The organism is Flavobacterium tegetincola DSM 22377, assembly GCF_000425485.1.
In the GTDB taxonomy this organism is placed as follows: domain Bacteria; phylum Bacteroidota; class Bacteroidia; order Flavobacteriales; family Flavobacteriaceae; genus Flavobacterium; species Flavobacterium tegetincola.
Map to the genome: position 1 here is coordinate 1 of NZ_KE384388.1, position 22,643 is coordinate 22,643.

Annotated in this window: 19 protein-coding genes; 14 read left to right on the plus strand and 5 right to left on the minus strand. The window is 34.8% G+C overall.

Annotated elements, in window-relative coordinates; translation table 11 throughout:
* The first annotated feature begins 324 nt into the window (after nucleotides 1-324).
* The 3 genes from H602_RS0115985 to H602_RS0115995 all read left to right on the plus strand — a co-directional run bounded on the left by H602_RS0115985 (nucleotide 325) and on the right by H602_RS0115995 (nucleotide 5,305).
* The gene (locus H602_RS0115985) at nucleotides 325-1,005 is read left to right on the plus strand and encodes a DUF3575 domain-containing protein (protein ID WP_026978922.1); all 681 of its coding nucleotides are present in this window, start codon (nucleotides 325-327) and stop codon (nucleotides 1,003-1,005) included.
* A gap of 512 nt (nucleotides 1,006-1,517) precedes the next feature.
* A complete protein-coding gene (gene ileS / locus H602_RS0115990) occupies nucleotides 1,518-4,919 on the plus strand; it encodes an isoleucine--tRNA ligase (RefSeq protein ID WP_026978923.1) in 3,402 nt (1,133 codons plus the stop codon).
* 5 nt (nucleotides 4,920-4,924) lie between these two features.
* On the plus strand, nucleotides 4,925-5,305 hold the full coding sequence (locus tag H602_RS0115995; protein ID WP_026978924.1) for a TraR/DksA family transcriptional regulator: 381 nt from the start codon (nucleotides 4,925-4,927) through the stop codon (nucleotides 5,303-5,305).
* 274 nt (nucleotides 5,306-5,579) lie between these two features.
* Here H602_RS0115995 and H602_RS20375 read toward each other — a convergent pair whose 3' ends face one another.
* Nucleotides 5,580-5,729 carry a helix-turn-helix domain-containing protein gene (locus tag H602_RS20375; RefSeq protein ID WP_245574958.1) on the minus strand — a complete coding sequence of 50 codons (150 nt, stop codon included), beginning with the start codon at nucleotides 5,727-5,729 and terminating at the stop codon, nucleotides 5,580-5,582.
* Between the two features lie 227 nt (nucleotides 5,730-5,956).
* Between H602_RS20375 and H602_RS0116010 the strand changes: the two genes are divergently transcribed.
* The 6 genes from H602_RS0116010 (at nucleotide 5,957) to H602_RS0116035 (ending at nucleotide 10,917) form a co-directional block, all read left to right on the plus strand.
* Nucleotides 5,957-6,292, plus strand: a complete 336-nt coding sequence (locus tag H602_RS0116010; RefSeq protein WP_157505130.1) for a hypothetical protein — start codon at nucleotides 5,957-5,959, stop codon at nucleotides 6,290-6,292.
* Nucleotides 6,293-6,338: 46 nt separating this feature from the next.
* The gene (locus tag H602_RS19490) at nucleotides 6,339-6,926 is read left to right on the plus strand and encodes a GLPGLI family protein (protein ID WP_026978926.1); all 588 of its coding nucleotides are present in this window, start codon (nucleotides 6,339-6,341) and stop codon (nucleotides 6,924-6,926) included.
* On the plus strand, nucleotides 6,923-7,093 hold the full coding sequence (locus tag H602_RS20010) for a hypothetical protein (protein WP_157505132.1): 171 nt from the start codon (nucleotides 6,923-6,925) through the stop codon (nucleotides 7,091-7,093). The genes H602_RS19490 and H602_RS20010 overlap by 4 nt, the downstream gene beginning before the upstream one ends.
* Nucleotides 7,094-7,121: 28 nt before the next feature.
* Nucleotides 7,122-7,373, plus strand: a complete 252-nt coding sequence (locus H602_RS0116025) for a hypothetical protein (protein WP_157505134.1) — start codon at nucleotides 7,122-7,124, stop codon at nucleotides 7,371-7,373.
* Nucleotides 7,374-7,513: 140 nt separating this feature from the next.
* On the plus strand, nucleotides 7,514-10,204 hold the full coding sequence (locus H602_RS0116030; protein ID WP_211224096.1) for a TonB-dependent receptor: 2,691 nt from the start codon (nucleotides 7,514-7,516) through the stop codon (nucleotides 10,202-10,204).
* A gap of 101 nt (nucleotides 10,205-10,305) precedes the next feature.
* Nucleotides 10,306-10,917 (plus strand): lipoprotein signal peptidase, encoded by a 612-nt coding sequence (locus H602_RS0116035; RefSeq protein ID WP_026978929.1) that lies wholly within the window; start codon nucleotides 10,306-10,308, stop codon nucleotides 10,915-10,917.
* Here H602_RS0116035 and H602_RS0116040 read toward each other — a convergent pair.
* The gene (locus tag H602_RS0116040; protein WP_026978930.1) at nucleotides 10,914-11,477 is read right to left on the minus strand and encodes a 5-formyltetrahydrofolate cyclo-ligase; all 564 of its coding nucleotides are present in this window, start codon (nucleotides 11,475-11,477) and stop codon (nucleotides 10,914-10,916) included. The genes H602_RS0116035 and H602_RS0116040 overlap by 4 nt on opposite strands.
* Nucleotides 11,446-12,444: a succinylglutamate desuccinylase/aspartoacylase family protein gene (locus H602_RS0116045; protein ID WP_026978931.1), complete on the minus strand. Its 999-nt coding sequence runs from the start codon at nucleotides 12,442-12,444 to the stop codon at nucleotides 11,446-11,448. Before H602_RS0116045 ends, H602_RS0116040 begins: the two co-directional genes overlap by 32 nt.
* Before the next feature lie 88 nt (nucleotides 12,445-12,532).
* Here H602_RS0116045 and uvrC point away from each other — a divergent pair, with 88 nt between their 5' ends.
* Both uvrC and H602_RS0116055 read left to right on the plus strand, forming a co-directional pair.
* Nucleotides 12,533-14,332 (plus strand): excinuclease ABC subunit UvrC, encoded by a 1,800-nt coding sequence (uvrC, locus tag H602_RS0116050; RefSeq protein WP_026978932.1) that lies wholly within the window; start codon nucleotides 12,533-12,535, stop codon nucleotides 14,330-14,332.
* A gap of 85 nt (nucleotides 14,333-14,417) precedes the next feature.
* Nucleotides 14,418-16,622, plus strand: coding sequence for a patatin-like phospholipase family protein (locus H602_RS0116055; RefSeq protein ID WP_026978933.1), 2,205 nt, complete (start codon nucleotides 14,418-14,420; stop codon nucleotides 16,620-16,622).
* Here the strand turns inward: H602_RS0116055 and H602_RS20135 are convergent.
* The gene (locus tag H602_RS20135) at nucleotides 16,619-16,777 is read right to left on the minus strand and encodes a hypothetical protein (RefSeq protein ID WP_169516042.1); all 159 of its coding nucleotides are present in this window, start codon (nucleotides 16,775-16,777) and stop codon (nucleotides 16,619-16,621) included. The genes H602_RS0116055 and H602_RS20135 overlap by 4 nt on opposite strands.
* Nucleotides 16,778-16,794: 17 nt before the next feature.
* On the minus strand, nucleotides 16,795-18,465 hold the full coding sequence (locus H602_RS0116065) for an SLC5/6 family protein (RefSeq protein ID WP_026978934.1): 1,671 nt from the start codon (nucleotides 18,463-18,465) through the stop codon (nucleotides 16,795-16,797).
* A gap of 398 nt (nucleotides 18,466-18,863) precedes the next feature.
* Here H602_RS0116065 and H602_RS0116075 point away from each other — a divergent pair, with 398 nt between their 5' ends.
* From H602_RS0116075 to H602_RS0116085, 3 genes are all read left to right on the plus strand, one after another.
* Nucleotides 18,864-20,021 (plus strand): homogentisate 1,2-dioxygenase, encoded by a 1,158-nt coding sequence (locus tag H602_RS0116075; protein WP_026978935.1) that lies wholly within the window; start codon nucleotides 18,864-18,866, stop codon nucleotides 20,019-20,021.
* Nucleotides 20,022-20,184: 163 nt separating this feature from the next.
* Nucleotides 20,185-21,345: a 4-hydroxyphenylpyruvate dioxygenase gene (gene hppD, locus H602_RS0116080; RefSeq protein WP_026978936.1), complete on the plus strand. Its 1,161-nt coding sequence runs from the start codon at nucleotides 20,185-20,187 to the stop codon at nucleotides 21,343-21,345.
* Nucleotides 21,346-21,869: 524 nt separating this feature from the next.
* Nucleotides 21,870-22,643: a DUF3108 domain-containing protein gene (locus tag H602_RS0116085; RefSeq protein WP_026978937.1), complete on the plus strand. Its 774-nt coding sequence runs from the start codon at nucleotides 21,870-21,872 to the stop codon at nucleotides 22,641-22,643.

Below are 22,643 nucleotides of genomic sequence, written 5' to 3' on the forward strand. Positions count from 1 at the left end.
TCTGCAAATTCAGGAACTTGAGCAACGGCTCGACTCAGAATTGTGTTGGATCCAACTAACTCATCTGCTTTTTTTTGTCATTGTAATTCATTTTTAATTAGTTTTACAAAGGACTAACATTTTCAGGTGACACGCTACCGAAGGTTTAGTTCAACAATGTATATGAAAAAATGCGTAGTTTAGTGCTAAACCAAAGGAAAGTGCGTACTTGCTTTCTTCCAATTTTCGGTCCGAAAATCCGCTGACACTAGCACGCACTTTTCATATACAAAACCGTTGTGTGCTAGTTTACGAGAAAATTTACGGTTAAAAGAACATTTGAAAATGAAGAAAATTATAACAATTATTATATTGATTTTTTCGGTGAACACATTTTCACAAGAATTGAAAGAAACAAATTGGATATTAAAATTAAATACAACTCAATTAATAGATGTTTTTTCTTATCCAACTTTACAACTTTCAGTGGAAAGAAAAATAAATCCATATTTCAGTATAAATGCAGAAGTTGGATATCAACTTTATGATTTTAAAAAAGCTGACACAACATTTTTAAAACCTAGAGGTTTTAAAACAAATATCGAGGGAAGAATTTATCCATTTAAGCTTATAAATAAAAGAACTAAATCGAATGGTGCAGAACTTTATATAGGAGTGCAGTTATTTTACCGAGCAAACCAAAGTACAAATGTTGTTGATTATTCACCAATAAGTGATAGCACAAAATTGTTTAGAGATTATTTTGGAACTAAAAGAACAGCGAAAGGATTCAATATAACTATTGGTTCTCAAATTTCAATATCGAAGAAAATTATTCTTGAACCATTTATTGGATTTGGTTTATTAAACCGTAGTATAAAAAATAGTGACATTCAATACAATCCTAATAAAGATTTCCGAGCAGGAGCAGATTTAGTTCCACTTTTTAAAGGTTTAAATTTAGAGGAAAGTTCTGGAAGTTTATTTAACTTTTGTACAGGTTTTAGAATTGGATATAGATTATAGAAATAAAACCCCCTCTGGTGCTCGATTGCATCGAGTACCTACTTACCTTTTGAAGCAGATTGTAAGCGTTTGCAACGCGACTAAGTAAAACAAAAATCATTCTTCTGCTCCAAATTATTTGCTTTCGTTTAGCCATGATTTTACATCACTTGTTAATTGGTTTTAAATACACCATTCTTAATTTGTTTTCTGCTGATTTTTATCAATTCACTCATAGGCTCAGTGAGAATCAATAAGCCACTTTCATCAATCAACTCCTTCGCATTTCATAGTTCATTTAAATAGTCTATTTTTCGGCATCATTAATTTAAGAGATCCTCGAAATTATTTTTTTTACAATTTAGCTACTGTCACAACTGGCTTGTTTTTCAAAAAGTTACTGTATTATCGTCAAATTTTAGATAATTTTCGGTTTAAGAAAAATTCTCATTACACTTTCAAAAACTGAAAACTGAAAACTGAAAACTGAAAACTATTTAGTACTTTCGCATCTGATTTAAGAAAACGACAAAATGAGCACAAAATTTACTGAATATAAAGGACTTGACTTGCCAACTGTAGCATCGGAAGTGCTTGATTTCTGGAAAAAAAACAACATCTTTGAGCAATCTGTTACAACACGTGAAGGAAACCAGCCGTACGTATTTTTTGAAGGACCTCCTTCTGCAAACGGACTTCCAGGAATTCACCACGTAATGGCACGAGCGATTAAGGATATTTTTTGTCGCTATAAAACCCAAAAAGGATTTCAAGTAAAACGAAAAGCAGGTTGGGACACACACGGTTTGCCGGTTGAACTTGGGACCGAAAAAGAATTGGGAATCACCAAAGAAGACATCGGAAAAACCATCTCGGTTTCAGAATACAACGAAGCGTGTAAGAAAACCGTAATGCGTTACACCGACGTTTGGAACGACCTTACCGAGAAAATGGGGTATTGGGTAGATATGGAAGACCCATATGTTACTTACAAATCCAAATACATGGAAACGGTTTGGTGGTTGTTAAAACAAATTTATAACAAAGATTTACTATACAAAGGCTACACCATTCAGCCGTATTCACCAAAAGCAGGAACGGGTTTATCTTCGCATGAAGTAAACCAGCCGGGAAGTTACAGAGATGTAACCGATACAACGGTTGTGGCACAATTTAAAGCAGTTGCAGCAACTTTACCTGAGTTTCTACAAGGTTTTGGCGATATACATTTCATGGCTTGGACTACCACACCGTGGACTTTGCCATCCAACACTGCATTAACCGTTGGACCAAAAATCGATTATGTTTTGGTGGAAACCTTTAATCAATATACGTTTCTTCCTATAAAAGTTGTTTTGGCTAAAAATTTAGTTGGAAAACAATTCAATAAAAATTTCTTTGCATCGGAAGAAGCAGCTGATTTTGAAAATTTCAAAGAAGGCGATAAAAAAATTCCTTACAAAGTTATAACGGAATTTAGAGGAGCAGATTTAGTGGGTATCAAATACGAGCAACTAATGCAATTGGCTTTGCCACACGAAAATGCTAAAAATGCATTCCGAATTATTTCTGGTGATTTTGTAACCATTGAAGATGGAACAGGAATCGTTCATACAGCTCCAACTTTTGGTGCAGATGATGCAAAAGTAGCGAAAGAAGCTTCGCCTGAAATTCCGCCAATGTTGGTTATGGATGCCAATGATAACTTGGTTCCGTTGGTAGATTTGCAAGGAAAATTTATCCAAGGTTTAGGAAACTATTCGGGTAAATATGTGAAGAACGAATATTACAACGACGGTGAAGCTCCAGAGCGTTCTGCCGATGTGGAAATTGCCATTCAGTTAAAGGAAGAAAACAAAGCCTTTAAGGTTGAGAAATACGTCCACAGTTACCCACATTGTTGGAGAACGGATAAACCTATTTTATATTATCCACTAGATTCTTGGTTCATCAAAGTAACCGAGGTCAAAGAACGTATGTTCGACTTAAACGAAACCATCAACTGGAAGCCAAAAGCAACAGGTGAAGGACGTTTTGGAAATTGGTTGAAAAACGCCAACGACTGGAATTTATCGCGTTCTAGATATTGGGGAATTCCATTGCCCATTTGGAGAAACGAAGAAGGAACCGAAGAAATTTTGATTGGTTCTGTGGAAGAATTGTACAATGAAATAGAAAAATCCATTGCAGCTGGTATCCAAAAAGAAAATCCTTTTAAAGATTTTGAAATTGGAAACATGGCCGAATCGAATTACGATTTAGTGGATTTACATAAAAATGTAGTGGATGAAATCACGTTAGTTTCTGCTTCAGGGAAACCAATGAAACGCGAAAGTGATTTGATTGACGTATGGTTTGATTCGGGTTCGATGCCGTATGCACAATGGCACTATCCATTTGAAAACAAAGATAAAATTGATGAGAATAAAGACTTTCCAGCTGATTTTATCGCAGAAGGAGTCGACCAAACACGTGGTTGGTTTTATACTTTGCATGCAATTGGAACTTTAGTTTTTGATAAAGTAGCGTATAAAAATGTAGTTTCGAACGGTTTGGTTCTAGACAAAAACGGACAGAAAATGTCCAAACGTTTAGGAAATGCAGCTGACCCATTTGACACGTTGAAAGAATACGGTCCAGATGCCACACGTTGGTACATGATTTCAAATGCAAACCCGTGGGACAACTTGAAATTTGACTTGGAAGGAATTGCTGAGGTTCGTAGAAAGTTCTTTGGAACACTTTACAATACGTACTCGTTTTTTAGTTTGTATGCCAATATTGATAATTTCACGTATGCAGAAGCGGAAGTTCCTTTGGAAAAACGCCCTGAAATTGACCGTTGGATTTTATCCGAATTGCATTCACTAATAAAAACAGTAGACGACGCTTATGCAGATTACGAACCTACAAAAGCAGCGCGAGCGATTTCTGATTTTGTACAAGAAAATTTAAGCAATTGGTACGTTCGTTTGTGCAGAAGACGTTTTTGGAAAGGCGAATATGCCGAAGATAAAATAGCCGCTTACCAGACATTATACACGTGTTTATTGACCATTTCGAAGCTTGGAGCACCAATTGCACCGTTCTTTATGGACAAACTTTACTGTGATTTAACGCAAGCGACATCTACGGAGAAATTTGATAGTGTACATTTGGCGGAGTTTCCAAAATACGTTGAAAACTTTGTTGATAAGTCGTTAGAAAGCAAAATGGGTAAGGCACAAACCATTTCATCGTTGGTTTTATCCCTTCGTAAAAAGGAAATGATTAAAGTACGTCAACCGTTGCAAAAGATAATGATTCCGGTACTTAACGAGGATTTTAGAGCTGAAATCGAAGCTATTTCTGACCTTATAAAAGCAGAAGTTAACGTCAAAGAAATTGAATTAATTGACGATGCTTCGGGGATTTTGGTAAAACAAATTAAGCCGAATTTCAAGACGTTAGGGCCACGATTTGGTAAGGATATGGGATTGATTTCCAAAAAGATACAAGATTTTTCGCAAGATCAAATTAATGAATTGGACAGAAATGGACTGCTAGTGATTGACTTATCAGGAAATAGCATAACTTTAACCAAAGAAGACGTCGAAATCAGCTCGCAAGATATTGAAGGTTTATTAGTAGCAAATTCAGGAACAATAACCGTAGCACTAGATATAACCCTTACTGAAGAGTTGAAAGATGAAGGTATTGCAAGAGAATTGGTCAACAGAATTCAGAACTTGAGAAAAGATTCCGGATTTGAAGTTACTGATAAAATTATTGTTTATTTGCAAAAAAATCCTGCTTTAGAAAAGGCTGTAAGTCAAAATGAAACGTATATACAATCAGAAACGTTGACTAAGGAAATTATTTTTGAAGAGACAATAGAAAATGGAACACCGATTGAATTTGACGATATAAAAACAATACTAACAATTATAAAATAGCCAAAATGGTAGAGGATACAACACGATACTCGGATGCTGATTTAGCAGAGTTCAAGGAAATTATCGTTAACAAAATGAGTAAAGCACAAAATGATTTAGATTTAATCAAAAGTGCTTATATGAATGATTTAAATAACGGTACGGACGATACTTCGCCAACATTTAAAGCTTTTGAAGAAGGAAGCGAAACAATGTCCAAAGAAGCAAATTCACAATTGGCCATTCGTCAAGAAAAGTTTTTACGCGATTTGAAAAACGCACTTTTCCGTGTAGAGAACAAAACCTACGGAGTGTGTAAAGTAACAGGAAAGTTGATCAGTAAAGAACGATTGAAAATTGTTCCTCACGCTACAATGAGTATTGAAGCTAAAAATGCCCAAAGATAATTTTTTCAAATTCTTAAAAAGTCAAATTCCAAATTCCAATAGTTGCATTTGCAATACGTTGGAATTTGGAATTTTTTTTATTTTCGCTCTTGCAATTTTTCAATAAGTGCGTCCTTTTCTTTAATACGAGCCTCAAATTGCTCTATAAGTTTGTCCGAAAGTTGATTAACAATTTGAATATATCCACCACCGCCTTGCTGATTATGGTTAATTACAAGATGATCCAGCTTAATTAATTCTTCGGGTTTAATTTCAAAAACGCTACAAATTTTTTCTAAATTACAAGCCCACGAATAGCCTTCGCCAGTTTCAATACGTTGATAACCGATCGGGAAATGGATAAATAATCAGCAGTTTGTTCTTGACTCCAATTTTTTTGTTTACGTAGTTCTAAAAGTTTTGAGCCAATGGTTTTACTTAACATATTTTGCTACATTTGTTTGCGTAAATATAAGGTTTTTTTGTAATGTATAAAATGCGAACAGTAATACCCAAAAAGCGGGCAAGAGTTTTGTAGATTAACTTTTAATTTCGGTATTAATAAAACATAAATATATTTGTTTTGCTGAAAACCAGTGCACGGGTGATAATCAGAATATTCATAAAGTGTTTTATTAAAAACAAATGTTTAATTATAAATACAAACAAATTATGAAAAATTTATTTTTTGGTTTAATTGCCGTAATTGCGTTTTCAGTAAGTGGGTTTGCTGGAAATAACGTTGAGAAATTTCCCTTCCAATCATCAGAGATTTTATCAACTAACGTAGAAACTGTTATATTTGGTTATACTAATGTTGTCTATACAACGACATTTTCAGTCAATCCATTAGATTTAGCTTTGTGTGATGTAACTGTAACTGTAAGTGTTGGAGTGTCGCAAACATATGCTTCATTAACCGTTACTATAAAAGATGTAGACTGCAAAACAGTAGTGGCAGAAGCAAAAAAGATGAAAAAACAATTAGAGGATGCATTAGCATCGTAATAACAAGCACCTACTAGAATATGGTAGGTGTTTTTAATTTTTACCTATGATTTCAAAATTTTTAAAAATCTATTTTATTATCTGTATTCAACCAGTTTTGAGTGCCCAGAATTTTCCAGTATCTGAAATCTATGTACAATATGATATGACGTTAAATTTTAAAAATATTGTTAAGTATAATGGTGAACTAGTTGCAAACAATGAAGTTGCGTTGTTCAAATATAAAATAAGTGATGAGCAATCTTCTTACAATGAAGAATATTCTGATTCAGGTTCTAACGTCAATGTCACAATGGTTGATAGCGTTACAACTTATATATATATCAATAAAAGTACAGATGAAATTATTGAAAGTAGAAAGGGAGTTCATTCTAAAAAAAGCTTTTTAATAAAAGATAAATTAGATATAATCGACTGGATACTAATTAATGAAACGAAGATTATAAATGGTTTGTTGTGTCATAAAGCTACGTGTAATTACAAAGGACGTACTTATTCGGTATGGTATTGCAAGGATATAGCTAGTTCTTTTGGTCCGTGGAAGCTCAACGGACTGGCTGGGTTGATTCTTGAGGCAACAGATCAATTAGGTCAAGTTTCATTTTATGCAAAAGTAATAAAAATACCTATTTGAGTGATATAAATGCACCGATATTATTTGGTGAAAATTATTACACAAGTTCTGAATTCGGAGAAATACAAGAAAAAGAGAGTGAGGACTTTCAATCTAAAATGGTTACCAAATTCGGTAGGGGTGTGAGCGTAAAAATTGATTATAAAATTGAGGGTATTGAAAAATAATATAAACTTAAATAAAAATACAAATAAAATGAAAAATTTAACATTTGCATTCGTGATTTCGATGTGTTGTAGTTCTTTATTTGCTAATGACATTGAATTATCAGATAATTCTACTACTGCTCTTAAAAGTGCTAAAGATATATGCTCAATAACATATACTGTAAGAGAAACATCTAATGGTACGACAACTGTAAGCGAATACACTCTAACTGCTGAAACTTGTGAAGAAGTTAAAGCTATAGCTGTTGATGCTGGTATAATTAAGATTGCTAAAAAGTAGATCTACTACGGATAATTACGAAAGTCGCACTTTTAAACCTGTATTAATACCTCGGTAACATACAGGTTTTTTTTTAGAACAGATATTCATAAAATTACTTATAGTTTTAAATTTTGTTTACTAAAGGATTAAAATAAATAATGATACAAGTTTTAATAATTAAAATACCTAAACAAATACTTATTTTAGGTATTTGTATTTTAGCATACTTTCCTGGCAATTCGCAAGTTACACTGTCAGGACATGTCCGAAATATCAATGATGAAGGAATATCTAACACGACTATAATCATTAAATCGCAGTTGTCTAATACAATTGTAGCATATGTTAGTGCCGATTTACAAGGAGGATATATAATTAAGAATTTAACTAGCGGTAATTATATTGTACAATTTTCGGCAAAATATTTTAAAACTTTAAATAAAGATCTTATCTTGAATCCGCAATCAGGCGAAAACATTTTAAATGTAATATTAGAAGATGAAATCGAACAGCTGGATGAAGTGATTATCCAAACCGAACGTCCTATTACTGTTAAAAAAGACACTATCATTTTTGACGTAAAATCCTTTCTCCAAGGCAATGAACAAGTAGTGGAGGATTTGCTCAAAAAAATCCCTGGACTCAATGTGGAAGCCGATGGCACGATAAAAGTAGGCAATCAGGAAGTTGAGAAAATAATGATTGACGGCGATGATATGTTTGAAAAAGGCTATAAAATCCTGACCAAAAACATGCCCGTCAACCCGCTAGAAAAAGTAGAATTATTGCAAAGATACTCCAACAATAAACACCTCAAAGGAATAGAAAACAGCGACAAGGTTGCCCTGAATCTGGTTTTGAAAGAAGATGCCAAGCGTGTTTGGTTTGGAAATGTAAGTGCAGGATATGGTCTAGCATCAGAAAACCGATATGAAGTTCGCGCCAACTTAATGAACTTTGGCAAAAAAAACAAGTTTTATTTTCTGACCAATTTGAATAATGTTGGTATCGACGCCACAGGAGACGTCAATCAACTCATTAGACCTTTTCGGTTTGGCGAACCGGGAAGCATTGGTGATGATGAATCTGCAAATACATTATTAGGTCTTGGCAATTCGCAACCTAATTTAAAACAAAAAAGAGTCAATCTCAACAATGCTGAAATGCTTTCGTTAAACAGTATTTTTACGCTTTCAGATAAAGTAAAGCTCAAAGCGTTGGGATTTTTAAACACCGATGAAACTGATTTTTTTAGAAATAGCTTTCAGTCGTTTTTTGTGGGAGACACCAATTTTGAAAACACCGAAGATTATGTAGGCAGAAAAGCACAAATTACAGGTTTCGGGAAATTAGATTTAATTTACGATATTTCAAAAACCAAAACGCTGGAATATGCCGGAAAGTTCAACCAGACCAATGAAAAAAACCGCAGCGATTTGCTGTTTAACGATGATTTATTAAACGAAAGACTAAATAGCAACAACCAACTCATTGACCAAAAAGTAGTTTTTACTAATAAATTTAAAGAAAATAAAGTAATCCTATTTTCGGGGCGTTACATCAATGAGAAAACGCCTCAAACCTATAGCGTCAATCAGTTTATTTTGGAAGATTTGTTTGCCGAAGATGCAAATAACACAAAACAATTTAGCCAAAATAAAATGCAGTTTGCAGGTGCAGAAGCCCATTTGATGGACAAAAAGAAAAATGGCGATTTACTAGAATTAAAATTCGGAAATCAATTGCGAATTGACAATCTTGATACCCGATTTGAATTGTTCAATAATGCCACTTCACTTGCTGTGCCAAATGGCTACCAAAACAATTTGACTTACACCACCAACGATTTGTATTTTTCGGCAACCTATAATTTTAAAGTGAAAAATTTTACAATTCGCACCCAATCTGATTTTCATCAATTGTTCAATCAGTTGGAGAATTTGGGCAAAAAATCAAGCCAAACACCATTTTTTATCATCCCAAAAGTTGGTTTAGATTGGGAAATTAATACTAAAAATAAAATTCAAACATCCTATTCGTACAACACCACAAATGCGGATGTTTTGGATGTGTATTCGGGATTTGTGCAAACTGGTTTTCGTTCGTTTTCAAAAGGATTGGAAGAATTCAATCAGCTCACAAGTTCCAATGCTTTCTTAAATTATACCTACGGCAGCTGGGGCGATAAGTTTTTTGCCAATACGTTTTTGATATTCAACAAAAGCAATGATTTTTTTAGTAGCAATTCTATCATAGCCCAAAATTTTTCGCAATCAGAAAAAATCATCATCGAAGACCGCGAGTTTCTATCGCTTTCCAGCAATATTGATAGGTATTTCAAACCCATAAAATCCAATTTGAAAATAAGTTTGGGTGCTTCGAGAACAAATTTCAAGAATATTGTCAATAATTCTAACTTACGGGAAGTTCGAAATCTAGGCGTTAACTATGGTTTTGAATTGCGTTCGGGGTTTCGAGGTATTTTTAATTACCACATTGGTTCAAAATGGAACTACAACCAAGTCAAAACCACGATTGAAAATTCGTTTACAGACAATGTTAGTTTTCTGGATTTATCAATGATGTTTAGTGACAAGTTCAATATTCAAATACAATCAGAACGCTATTACTTTGGTAATCTTTCGAATGATAGTAACAAATATTATTTCCTTGATTTAGAAGCACGATATGTCGTCAAAGAAAACAAATTGACCTTTTTACTTTCTGGAAATAATCTTTTCAACACAGAAACGTTTAGAAATTTCAGTATTTCTGATATTGCCATAAGCCAAACCGAGTTTAGATTGCAACCGAAATATGTGTTGCTAAAAATGGAAGTTCGGTTTTAAGGGGTTGTGAAGAAGTGTAAAGTTCTCATTAATTATTCACGCTCAGAAAGGGGCGTTTTTTATGAATAAAATTGCTATTTTTGCAATTCAAATTTTCAAAAATGTCATTAAAGAAAGCCTATTTGTTGGTTATACTATTATTAGTAATCGACCAAGTTTCTAAATTATACATCAAAACGCATTTCGTTATCGGAGAGCGGATTTTGGTGATGGGACAAAATTGGTTTCAGATCTACTTTATTGAAAACGAAGGTATGGCCTGGGGTGTTGAGATTCCTGGAGCCTATGGAAAGTTGTTTTTGACTTTATTTCGTATTTTAGCCGTGGGTGGAATTGCCTATTGGATGCACGATTCGGTTAAAAAACACGGTTCAAGTTACCTTATTGTAGCAATAGCGTTAATCTTAACGGGTGCTTTTGGAAATATTATTGATTCGGTTTTCTATGGAGTATTATTTGACGAAAGTCACACACAAGTAGCTACACTTTTTTCTGATCAACCTTACGGCACACTTTTTCATGGAAAAGTAGTAGACATGTTTTACTTTCCCATCATTGAAGATTATGTTTTGCCAAGCTGGCTCCCAATTTGGGGCGGTAGAGAATTTACCTTCTTCAATGCGATTTTTAATATTGCTGACATGGCAATTTCTACTGGAGTGGGTATTTTAATTGTATTCAATAAGAAAGCATTTGCTCACGAAAATAACTAAAAATTGTAGGTTTTTAGAGGTGTTACACAATAATTCAAGGCAAAATCATTTTCATTTACATCTGAAATTTGTTTTTCTGCTTCAAAAAAGGAAAGGCCTATCGTAATGACGTCAGATTTGCATTGCGATAAAAATCGGTCGTAAAAACCTTTTCCATAACCCACACGATGTCCTTTTTGGTCAAAAGCCAATAACGGGACAAAGACCACATCAATTTTTGAATCTGGAACCTCAATTCCGTCAACAGGTTCGGGAATATTGTATTCGTTTTTTTTGATTTTAGTACCGTCGGTAAGCAAGTAATGTGTCATTTTTCGGGTTTCAAAATCACTTTTGGAAATCAAAATTTCTTTGTCTTTTCCAGCTAAAATGTGCAAAACATATTCAGTATTTATTTCAAAATGTTCTTCAATTGAAAGGAAAACATGAAAATACTGCTTCTCCCAAATGGGCAGTTTTAATAGCGCATTTGCAATAGCCATGCTCTTTTCGTCGCGTGCTGCAATCGGCAATTCTTTGCGTAAATTTTTATACTTGATCCGCGCTTCCTTCTTCGTCATGGTGGATTAATTCGTTTGAAATATGATAAATGGCATCGCCTTGATATACAATTGGCGCGTGGTTGGCATTGATAATGTAGCCGTCGTTGGGTGCTTTTACTTTCTGCTCAAATTTGCCAAATGGATCTGTAATACTTCCTAGTACAAAACCCTTTTTTACATAACACCCTATTTTATTATAGTCGTGAAAAAGTCCCGAGCGGCTGGCGCGAACCCAGGATGATTTTGAAATATAAATCGAAGGTTCAACATGAGGTGGTAATTTTTGTTTTGGCGAAAGCATGTTTAAATAGGTAAGTAACTTCTTCACGCCATTTACGCCTTCTTCCGCGATTGTATCATTGATGTCTAATGATTTTCCGCCTTCAAATAGCAACATTTTTACATTTCTTTTTTCGCAAGCATTTCTAAAAGTACCTGCAATATTTTTAGAATACAAAGTAAAAGGTGCGCCAAAGATATCTGCAAGTTTCTTTAATTCTTCATTATTTGGGGCAATTCGAATTTGTGCAGCATTAAACCGACTTGCACCTCCGGCATGAAAATCAACTGCGTAATCGATGTGCGGAACGATGTCTTTTATCAAATGAAAAGCAAATCTTGACGCCAAAGAACCTTTCTTACTTCCGGGAAACATGCGGTTTAAATCTCGGCCGTCAGGAAATTCACGCGATTTATTGACAAACCCAAACATGTTAATTACTGGAATACAGATAATGGTACCGCGAGTGGGTCTGTTGATTTTCTGGACAATGATACTTCTTACGATTTCAACGCCATTAATTTCATCGCCATGAATTCCTGCCGAAAGTAAAACCGTAGGACCGTCAATTTTAGAACGTTCAATGATTACGGGAATTCGCAACTTGGTAGCGGTATGAAGTTTGGCAATTTCCATATAAATGGTTTTTCGTTCACCCGGCAAAATGGTTTCGTTGAGAATGATAAGTGGAGTCTGATTTTTCATAACTGGTTAAAGGGATAAAAGTAGTTAAAATCTCGTTGAAATCCCTTTGAAAAACGCGCTTCCTTCCAATTTTTACTAACTTTGCCTTATGGCATCAACCGCTTTAACTTTACAAATTCAATCGCTTCCCGACAATCCGGGTGTTTATCAATATTATGATAAGGACGGGCGAATTTTATACGTCGGAAAGGCAAAAAATCTCCGCAAACGGGTTTCTTCTTATTTCAATAAAATCCACGATACCGCGCGAACTAATGTTCTGGTCAAGAAAATTGTAACCATCAAGCACATTGTAGTTCCTACGGAAACCGACGCTTTGTTGCTGGAAAATAATTTGATTAAAAAGTACCAACCGCGTTACAACGTCTTGTTGCGAGACGATAAAAGTTATCCTTGGATTTGTATTAAAAAAGAACCTTTTTCTAGAATATTTTCTACGCGAAGAATGGTAAAGGACGGCTCCGATTATTTTGGACCGTATACGAGTTTTAAAACCGTTTACACCATAATGGGTTTAATTAAAGAGTTGTATCCATTGCGAACGTGTAATTATGACTTGAACGAGAAAAATATTGAAAACAATAAGTTCAAAGTCTGCCTTGAATACCACATTGGCAACTGCAAAGGACCTTGTGAAGGCCATGAAACTCTAGAAGATTACCAAGAACAAGTAGAGGCGATTCGGGAAATATTGAAAGGAAATTTCAAAGAAAGCTTAAAGGATTTCAAGAAAAAAATGATCCATTTGGCATCCGAAATGCACTTTGAGGAAGCTCAAAAATTGAAGGAAAAGATAGAAATTCTAGAAAACTATCAATCGCGTTCGATGGTGGCAAATCCTAAAATCAATAATATCGACGTGTTCTCGATTATTTCAGATGAAGGAGCGGCTTACGTGAATTTTCTGCAAATTGCACACGGATCGATCATACGTTCGCATACTTTGGAATTGAAAAAGAAATTGGATGAAAGTGATGAGGAATTATTGGAATTAGCCATTGTAGAATTACGCGAACGTTTTAAACTTTTATCAAGAGAAATTATTGTTCCTTTTCCCGTGGAAGTAGGCGAAGATGTAAAAGTGACTGTTCCGCAATTGGGCGATAAAAAGCAAATTTTAGAACTGTCGATTCGAAATGCTAAATTTTATCGAATGGATCAGTTGAAGCAATTGCAAATTGTAGATCCGGATAGACATACCAACCGAATTATGGCGCAAATGAAAAAAGATTTGCGACTTCATGAGGAACCGCGACACATAGAATGTTTTGACAATTCCAACATTCAAGGAACCAATCCCGTGGCGGCTTGTGTGGTTTTTAAAGATGGAAAACCAAGTAAGAAAGACTATCGTCATTTCAATATAAAGACCGTAGAAGGTCCAGATGATTTTGCTTCGATGGAAGAAGTAGTTTACCGGAGATACAAACGACTTTTAGATGAAAACGAACCTTTGCCACAGCTGATCATCATTGACGGAGGAAAAGGACAACTTTCATCCGCTTTAAAAAGTTTGGATGCGTTGGAATTACGTGGAAAAATAGCCATTATCGGTATTGCAAAACGACTCGAAGAACTGTTTTATCCAGGTGATTCAGTGCCTTTGTATTTGGATAAAAAATCAGAAACTTTGAAAGTGATTCAGATGTTGCGAAACGAAGCACACCGTTTTGGAATTACGCACCATAGGGACAGAAGAAGTAAAAGCGCTCTAAATTCTTCGATGGAAGCGATTCCAGGAATTGGCGAAAAAACGATGCAAACCTTGATTTTACATTTCAAATCAGTGAAGCGATTAAAGTTGGCTACCGAAAAAGAAATTTCCGAAGTCATCGGAGTTTCAAAAGCCAAAAAAATTCACGACTTTTACAATACTTCTACAACATAATGGTTTTCTGAGTAATCATTTACACATTAGAAGTAAATGGACTTCATTTATAAATTTTCGCCAATAAAGAAATAGTGACCTACTTATGAAAAATAATTTTCTTCTACTACTGCTTTTGCTAGTCGGTTTCCAATCATCATTTTCGCAGGAAAAAGAAAGGCTAAAAGTAGGCTTAGTTTTAAGTGGAGGTGGAGCAAAAGGCTTGGCTCATATTGGTGTTTTAAAGGCTATTGAAGAAGCAGGAGTTCAAATTGATTACATTGGCGGAACGAGTATGGGAGCCATTGTTGGCGGATTGTATGCTTCGGGATATAATGCTGCTCAAATTGATTCAATCTTTAGAGTTTCTGACTTTGATCGGCTGTTGAAAGATTACATTCCACGTTCTTCCAAGAATTTCTATGAAAAGGAAAATGACGAGAAATATGCATTGACTTTGCCGTTTGACAATTGGAAAGTTGGTGTTCCATATTCGTATTCCAAAGGTTTAAATATTTATGGTTTATTAAGTAAATTGCTTCATAATGCCCGACACGTGCGGAATTTCAATCATCTTCCTACTCCTTTTTTTTGTATTGCTACTGACATTGAAACGGGTAAACAAGAACTTTTAAACCAAGGTTATCTTTCGCAAGCAATTATGGCAAGTGCCACTTTTCCTTCTTTATTCTCACCCGTTTTAATTGATGGGAAACTTTTAATTGATGGAGGTGTGGTAAATAATTATCCGTTGGATGAGGTTAAAGAATTAGGTGCAGATGTCATTATTGGCGTGGATGTTCAGAGCGGACTCAAGTCGCGGGAGGAGTTAAAAGATGCGACCCGGATTTTAGTGCAGATTTCCAATCTTCAAATGATGGACCGAATGGAGGTTAAAAAAGCCCGGACGGACATTTATATCAAACCCGATATTTCAGAATACAATGTTATTTCTTTTAATGATGGTGCCGAGATTATCAAAAAAGGTGAAGAAGCCAGCTTTGTAGTTTATGAGAAAATAAAAGCTTTGGGAACCAATTATAAGAAACCGAAACTAGAATTGTGTGACGGAAGAATTGACACAATTACGATTGATGATATACAAATTAATAAGTTGAATAATTACACGCGTGCTTATATCATTGGTAAATTGGGATTTAAAACAGGACAAACAATTACGTATGACAGGTTAAAAGTAGGCATTGACAACTTAAATGCTACGCGAAACTTTAGTGCTTTAGGATACAGTTTTGAACCTGCAGAGTCGGGCGATCTTCTTAAATTGAATCTCGTAGAAAATGAAATAACGTCATTTTTACGTTTTGGTTTGCATTACGATGACTTGTATAAGAGTGGCGTTTTGCTCAATCTCACTAAGAAAAAATTAATTTTCAAAAATGACGTAGCGTCTTTAGATGTAATTTTGGGAGATAATATCAGGTACAACTTAGATTATTATGTTGATAATGGTTTTTATTGGAGTTTTGGTTTTAAATCCAGGTACAACAGCTTTAATCGAAATATTAAGGCAAATGTCCAAACAAGTCCTGTATTTGGTATTGATGGCTTAAATTCTATCAATTTAGACTTTGCTGATTTTTCCAACCAAGCGTATGTGCAAACCATTTTTAAGCAAAAATTTATTGTTGGCGCTGGAATAGAATTAAAAAATATCAAAATTACATCAGAGACCATAGATAACGATACTTCGTTTTTTAAAAGCAATAACTTTGGAAGTGTATTTGGGCATTTAAAATATGATTCGTTGGATAATTTATATTTTCCGCATGAGGGATGGTATTTTTCGGGAAATGTTCAAGCGTTTTTATATGCTTCGAGAAAGGAAGATTTTACTGAATTTACTTATTTTAAAGGCGAATTAAGCCATGCATTTCCTGTCTCTAAAAATGTTACAATTATTGGAAAAGTTGATGGTGGATTTTCTATAGGTGAAGGAACAAATCCTTATTTCGACTTCATTCTAGGAGGTTACGGTTTCAATCGAATTAATAATTTCGATCACTTTTACGGCTATGATTATTTAAGTCTGTTCGGCAACAGCTATGTCAAATCTACGGTAACTGTTGATTATCGCTTCTACAAAAAGCACCATTTGAATTTTGCAGCAAATTATGCCAATGTAGGCAATAAGTTATTTGATTCTGATGCGTGGCTTGAACGACCTAATTTCTCTGGTTATGCCGTTGGTTATGGTTTGGAAACCATTTTAGGACCAATTCAATTTAAACATTCATGGTCTCCCGAAACGAAAGACCATTACAGTTGGTTTAGTATTGGTTATTGGTTTTAATTTTTTGCTTGACGCTCTTCCTCTTCATCATTCTCTGTATATGAATCGGGCTCTGCTTTGGGCTTCGTGGTTAAAACTCTGTAAAAGAAGTATCCGGTTAAAGCCGTTACAAGTCCTTGAGTAGTTAACATCATGATTAATGCTTCTGTATTCATTTTGTTTTTTTATTAAATTATAAAGTGGCTCTACCTTCTCTTCTTCTCTTCAAGAACGCAAAGTAAACAAGCGCGCTGATAAACAGAAACAATGCAATTAGTAGCAATCGGGCAAAGTTTAAATACATCATTCGTTCTTCTAATTGACTGATGATCATTGGGTCTGTTGCAGCTAAAATTTGTTCTTTAATTCCTGCATGCATAATGGTTTTCACGATAGAACCGTTGTCTAAAGTCCATCCATTTCCAGACAGAAAACTTGAAACATTTCCAGACCAATCGTTATTTAAAGGTTTGAATAAAGAACCTAAAAATATGATGATCAGCATTACAGGAGTAATGAATTTGATTATAAATTTGTAAATACCGGGTACTTGAATATCTGCACCACTGGTAATTTCTGCCCAACCTTTTTTCATTCCAAAAATCCAAGAAAATAAAATGGTTTCAAACATGGCAAAAACGACTAAACTAACGGTTCCTGCCCAATAATCGTATTCGTCAAAAACACCTTGTTGGAAGAATAAAACCGTTGGCAATCCCATCACTAAAATTAGTAAGCCAAAGGACCATGCGCCTTTAGTTTGGTTCCAATTGAATTCGTCTCGCATAAAACCAATCCACGGAGTTCCCATGGCCAATGATGAGGTAATTCCGGCAAAAAACAACAAGCCAAACCAAAATAATCCTGCAAACGCCGCTAAAACGGGACCCCATTGTTGAAATAAGTACGGCATGGTTTGAAACGCCATTCCAAATCCAGCATTTTCAATAACCCAGTCCAAACCTAAGTATCCAGCAGCAATTGGAATAACAATTAAGGATCCTAAAACTACTTCTACAAATTCATTCATAAATCCTGCAGAAACAGCATTTAAGGCAATATCATCTTTGGAACTCATGTAAGCAGCATAGCAATGAATCGTTCCCATTCCTACAGAAAGTGTAAAAAACATCTGTCCAGCCGCCGCCATCCATACTTTTAAATCTAAAATTGAATCGTACTGTGGAGTCCATAAAAAGTTAAGCCCGTCCCATGCATTGGCATCTGGAAATAATTCTGAAGCACCACTTGAACCTAAGGTTAAACCTCGAACGGCAAGAATAACTCCGAAAATAATTAGCAAAGGCATTCCAATTTTTGCAACACGTTCAATACCTTTTAAACCTTTTGACAATATAAAAGTGTTAAGAAGTAAACAAGCAATATAAAACACAACGGCTTCATACGGAATCCCGGTGCTTGACTTAGATATATCAACGTAATTATTGAAAAATTGCGCAATTCCGCTCTGACTCATTCCTTCAAAAGTCCCTGAAAGAGAATGATAAACATAAGACATGGTCCAGGATTCAATGTAGCAGTAATAAGCGGCAACCGCTACGTTGGTAAAGATTCCAAAAACACCAATGTATTTTAATACACGACCTTTTACCATCGAATCTAAAATATAAGGCGTACTGTGGTTTCCAAATTTCCCACCAAATCTTCCCGAGGCCCACTCAATATAAAGAAGTGGAATTCCCATTAATAGAAAACAAATTAGATAAGGAATGATAAAAGCACCACCTCCATTTTGTACTGCTTGAACGGGAAATCGAAGAAAGTTACCCAATCCTACTGCATTTCCAGCCATGGCCAGAATTAATCCCACCCTTGAGCCCCACGCTTGCTTATCTGTTGACATATTTTGGTTTTCAAATTGTTAATGAAAACCAAAGATAAAAAAACAATTGGAAAAAGATTTAAAATCAAAAAAAACCTTGCAAAATAGATAGAGTCACTACTATTTTAACAGTTAAAATACACTTCAAATAAAAGATTCAAGTTAAGATTTTTGTATCAAAATTACTTAATAATGTTAGGAAAATAATTTGGCAATAAATTTTGTAGCGCATCGTGAACCAAAAAATTTAAAATTTTACGATATTTGTAGTTATGAAAACGACTTGGAAAGGATTATTGTCACATCTAAAATTTCTCATTAAGAGAAATCCAGAATGAAATTCAATTCGACAATTGGATAATTAGTAAGATAATTGTCTGATTATGAATTTATTTACCAAATTATCTAATTAAGAAATTATGCCAATATATCATAAATTAGGAAACTTTCCACAGAAAAGACATACGCAGTTTGAGAAGCCAGATGGCGGATTGTACTATGAACAACTTTTTGGAACAGAAGGTTTTAGCGGTCATTCTTCGCTTTTGTATCATGTGCATCGCCCTACTCAAGTAAAGGAAATTCTATCCTCAACTAGTGTAGAGCCAAAAATTGCCATCGGAAAAAACATCAAATCTTTACTATTAAAAGGTTTTGAATTAAAACCCGAAAGTGATTTTCTTGACAGCCGAAAAGCAATGCTAGTCAACCGCGACTGCGTAATAGGTCTTGCAGCTCCAAAAAAATCTTTACGCGAATATTTCTATAAAAATGCCGATGCCGATGAAATGATTTTCATCCACAAAGGAACAGGAACACTTCGAACCATGATGGGAAATATTCCTTTCGAATACGGAGATTATTTAATTGTTCCACGCGGAATTATTTACCAAATCGATTTTGATACCGAAGATAACCGCCTTTTTTACGTCGAATCTTTCGCACCATTTTATACCCCAAAAAGATATAAAAACGAATCAGGTCAGCATTTAGAGCATTCTCCTTTTTGCGAGAGAGACTTTAAATTGCCAACCGAATTGGAAACACACGATGAAAAAGGCGACTTTCTTATCAAGATGAAAAAAGAAGGCATGTTGCACGAAGTGGTTTATGCTACACATCCATTTGATGTCGTAGGTTGGGACGGTTATAACTTTCCATATGCTTTTAGCATTCACAATTTTGAACCAATTACAGGTCGTGTACATTTACCACCACCCATTCATCAAACCTTTGAAACGTCTACATTTGTAGTATGTTCATTCGTTCCACGTTTGTACGATTACCATCCAAAATCTATTCCAGCACCTTATAACCACAGTAATATCGACAGTGATGAGGTACTTTATTATGTAGATGGCGATTTTATGTCTCGAAATAATATCGAGCAAGGTCACATCACTTTGCATCCCAAAGGAATTCCGCACGGTCCAGCTCCTGGGGCAATGGAACGAAGCATTGGCCACACCGGAACCGAAGAATTAGCCGTTATGGTCGATACGTTCCGTCCCTTAATGGTTACCGAAGAAGCAATGGGACTTGATGATGGAAAATATTATAAATCTTGGGTCGAATAAACATTAGGAGCGAATGGCTCGGGCTTTTTGGGCAATCCTTATTCCCGCCTTCCTTCCACATCTCCCGCGAAAAATGGGAGGATGTTCCCACCAGTCGGGGCTATTAAATTAAATCATAAACACTCTTAAAATAAAAAAGAGTTATAAAAAAAATACAATTACAATGTCAAAAGAAATTAAAAACGTAGAATACGGATTAGAAAAAATATTTGAAGGAGCTCAAGATTTCTTACCACTTTTAGGTACAGACTACGTAGAGTTTTATGTAGGAAACGCAAAACAAGCAGCTCACTTTTATAAAACAGCTTTCGGATTTCAATCCCATGCTTATGCAGGATTAGAAACTGGAGTTCGTGACAGAGCTTCTTATGTTTTGAAACAAGACAAAATCCGTTTGGTATTAACAACGGCTTTAAAAAGCGATTCCCCAATTGGAGAACACGTAAAAAAACATGGAGATGGTGTAAAAATCGTTGCACTTTGGGTAGAAGATGCTCGTTCAGCTTATGAAGAAACCATGAAACGTGGTGCAAAATCCTACATGGAACCAACGGTAGAAACGGATGAAAACGGAGAAGTAGTTCGTGCTGGAATTTACACCTACGGAGAAACAGTTCACATGTTTGTAGAACGTAAAAACTATAATGGGGAATTTTTGCCAGGCTACAAAAAATGGGAATCCGATTACAACCCAAAACCAGTTGGATTAAAATACATTGACCACATGGTTGGAAATGTAGGTTGGAACGAAATGGATACTTGGGTAAAATGGTATGAAGATGTGATGGGATTTGTGAATTTCCTTTCATTCGACGACAAACAGATTACTACAGAATATTCTGCATTAATGTCCAAAGTAATGTCTAATGGTAATGGAAGAATTAAATTCCCTATCAACGAACCAGCAGAAGGTAAAAAGAGATCTCAAATTGAAGAATACTTGGATTTTTACGAAGGTTCAGGAATTCAGCACATTGCTGTAGCTACAGACGATATTTTAACAACCGTTGCAGATATGCGTTCTCGTGGAATTGAATTTTTAAGTACACCTCCACAAGCTTATTATGATGCAGTGCCGTTTCGTTTAGAAGCACATAATCATAAATTAAAAGAAGATATCGATAAATTGATGAGCCTTGGAATTATGATTGATGCAGATGAAGAAGGGTATTTATTGCAAATTTTCACAAAACCAGTAGAAGATCGTCCAACGTTGTTTTTTGAAGTAATTCAAAGAATGGGAGCGCGTGGTTTTGGAGCAGGAAACTTTAAAGCTCTATTTGAATCTATCGAAAGAGAACAAGAAAAAAGAGGAACTTTATAAGTCCTTCAATAATTAATAGTTACATCTGATGCGATTCTTCTAAAGAATCGCATCTTTTTTTTGAAAAATTCGTATATTCATATTGTTTAAAATAAGTGCATGGTTTCATAGCGTTCAGGAAGGTGGGAGAACTTCCACTCTGAAAATTAAAAATTATTCAGTAGATTTCGATTAAATTCATTAAATTAGCTCTAATAATTTTCATAAAAAGAATTGATTGAAAATGGAAGTTTACAATTCATTTAGAATATTTTAACGATAAATTAATTTTTGAACTGTATTCAAGGGTATTTTTGTCAAATTATTGTTAAAGTCAATTTTTTTTATATTATATCGTAAAAGATAAAGTACTTTTGCACTCGAAAAATAAGGAGGGGTGGTTCCCTGCTGTTTTAATGTAAATTTTCATAATTTATAGTTTTTTGGTTGGTTAATAGCATAAAAGCTCAGTCATTTTTGACTGGGCTTTTTTGTTTTTATACATTTGGAACAAAAGTTGTATATTGTATTGAAAAAAGAAAGCTATGAATAAGATTTTAATATTTGCACTGTTTTTAATGACGGTCAGTTTTGTTCCTCAAAAGGAACGTGCCTTTAAAGAAGGCGAATGGTTTAAGTTCAGAATTCACTACGGAATTGTCAATGCAGGTTATGCTACAATGGAAGTTAAAGAAGCTGTAAAGAACAATAAGAAAGTGTATCATGCCATTGGACGAGGATACACCACAGGAATGACTAAGTTTTTCTTTAAAGTGGATGATGATTATGAAAGTTATTTTGATAAAGGAACAGGAAACCCTTACCAGTTTGTTAGAAAAATTGACGAAGGTGGTTATACTAAGAATCAGGAGGGATTTTTCAATCAATCCAATAATACAGTAACGGTCAAAGATTATAAAAAGAAATCGGAAAAAAGTTTTATAGTTCCTGCCAATACACAAGATATATTATCAACATTTTATTATCTTCGTAACCACCCAGATATTGATAAAGTGAAAGTGGGAGAGTCCATCTCCATTGACATGTTTTTTGACGATGACACCACTAAATTTAAATTAAAATACCTTGGTAACGAAGATATTAGCACAAAATTTGGAACAATTCCAACGATGATTTTTAGGCCTTATGTTCAAGCGGGTCGCGTTTTTAAAGAACAGGAAAGTTTAACCGTTTGGATTTCTGATGACGACAATAAAATGCCAGTTAGAATAAAAGCGAGTTTAGCAGTAGGTTCTTTAAAGGCCGATTTAGAAGCTTTCAAAGGCTTGAAATATCCCTTTTCAGTAAAAGCAAAATAA

Excerpts from the sequence above, each read along its gene's own strand:
- H602_RS0116045 (WP_026978931.1), bottom strand. The coding sequence starts at position 12,444 with ATGAAAAATCAGACTCCACTTATCATTCTCAACGAAACCATTTTGCCG.
- H602_RS0116065 (WP_026978934.1), bottom strand. The coding sequence starts at position 18,465 with ATGTCAACAGATAAGCAAGCGTGGGGCTCAAGGGTGGGATTAATTCTG.
- H602_RS0116085 (WP_026978937.1), top strand. The coding sequence starts at position 21,870 with ATGAATAAGATTTTAATATTTGCACTGTTTTTAATGACGGTCAGTTTT.
- H602_RS0116025 (WP_157505134.1), top strand. The coding sequence starts at position 7,122 with ATGAAAAATTTAACATTTGCATTCGTGATTTCGATGTGTTGTAGTTCT.
- H602_RS0116055 (WP_026978933.1), top strand. The coding sequence starts at position 14,418 with ATGAAAAATAATTTTCTTCTACTACTGCTTTTGCTAGTCGGTTTCCAA.
- H602_RS0116010 (WP_157505130.1), top strand. The coding sequence starts at position 5,957 with ATGAAAAATTTATTTTTTGGTTTAATTGCCGTAATTGCGTTTTCAGTA.
- H602_RS20375 (WP_245574958.1), bottom strand. The coding sequence starts at position 5,729 with ATGTTAAGTAAAACCATTGGCTCAAAACTTTTAGAACTACGTAAACAA.
- uvrC (WP_026978932.1), top strand. The coding sequence starts at position 12,533 with ATGGCATCAACCGCTTTAACTTTACAAATTCAATCGCTTCCCGACAAT.
- H602_RS0116030 (WP_211224096.1), top strand. The coding sequence starts at position 7,514 with ATGATACAAGTTTTAATAATTAAAATACCTAAACAAATACTTATTTTA.
- H602_RS0116075 (WP_026978935.1), top strand. The coding sequence starts at position 18,864 with ATGCCAATATATCATAAATTAGGAAACTTTCCACAGAAAAGACATACG.
- ileS (WP_026978923.1), top strand. The coding sequence starts at position 1,518 with ATGAGCACAAAATTTACTGAATATAAAGGACTTGACTTGCCAACTGTA.
- H602_RS20135 (WP_169516042.1), bottom strand. The coding sequence starts at position 16,777 with ATGAATACAGAAGCATTAATCATGATGTTAACTACTCAAGGACTTGTA.
- H602_RS0115985 (WP_026978922.1), top strand. The coding sequence starts at position 325 with ATGAAGAAAATTATAACAATTATTATATTGATTTTTTCGGTGAACACA.
- hppD (WP_026978936.1), top strand. The coding sequence starts at position 20,185 with ATGTCAAAAGAAATTAAAAACGTAGAATACGGATTAGAAAAAATATTT.
- H602_RS19490 (WP_026978926.1), top strand. The coding sequence starts at position 6,339 with ATGATTTCAAAATTTTTAAAAATCTATTTTATTATCTGTATTCAACCA.
- H602_RS0116035 (WP_026978929.1), top strand. The coding sequence starts at position 10,306 with ATGTCATTAAAGAAAGCCTATTTGTTGGTTATACTATTATTAGTAATC.
- H602_RS0116040 (WP_026978930.1), bottom strand. The coding sequence starts at position 11,477 with ATGACGAAGAAGGAAGCGCGGATCAAGTATAAAAATTTACGCAAAGAA.
- H602_RS0115995 (WP_026978924.1), top strand. The coding sequence starts at position 4,925 with ATGGTAGAGGATACAACACGATACTCGGATGCTGATTTAGCAGAGTTC.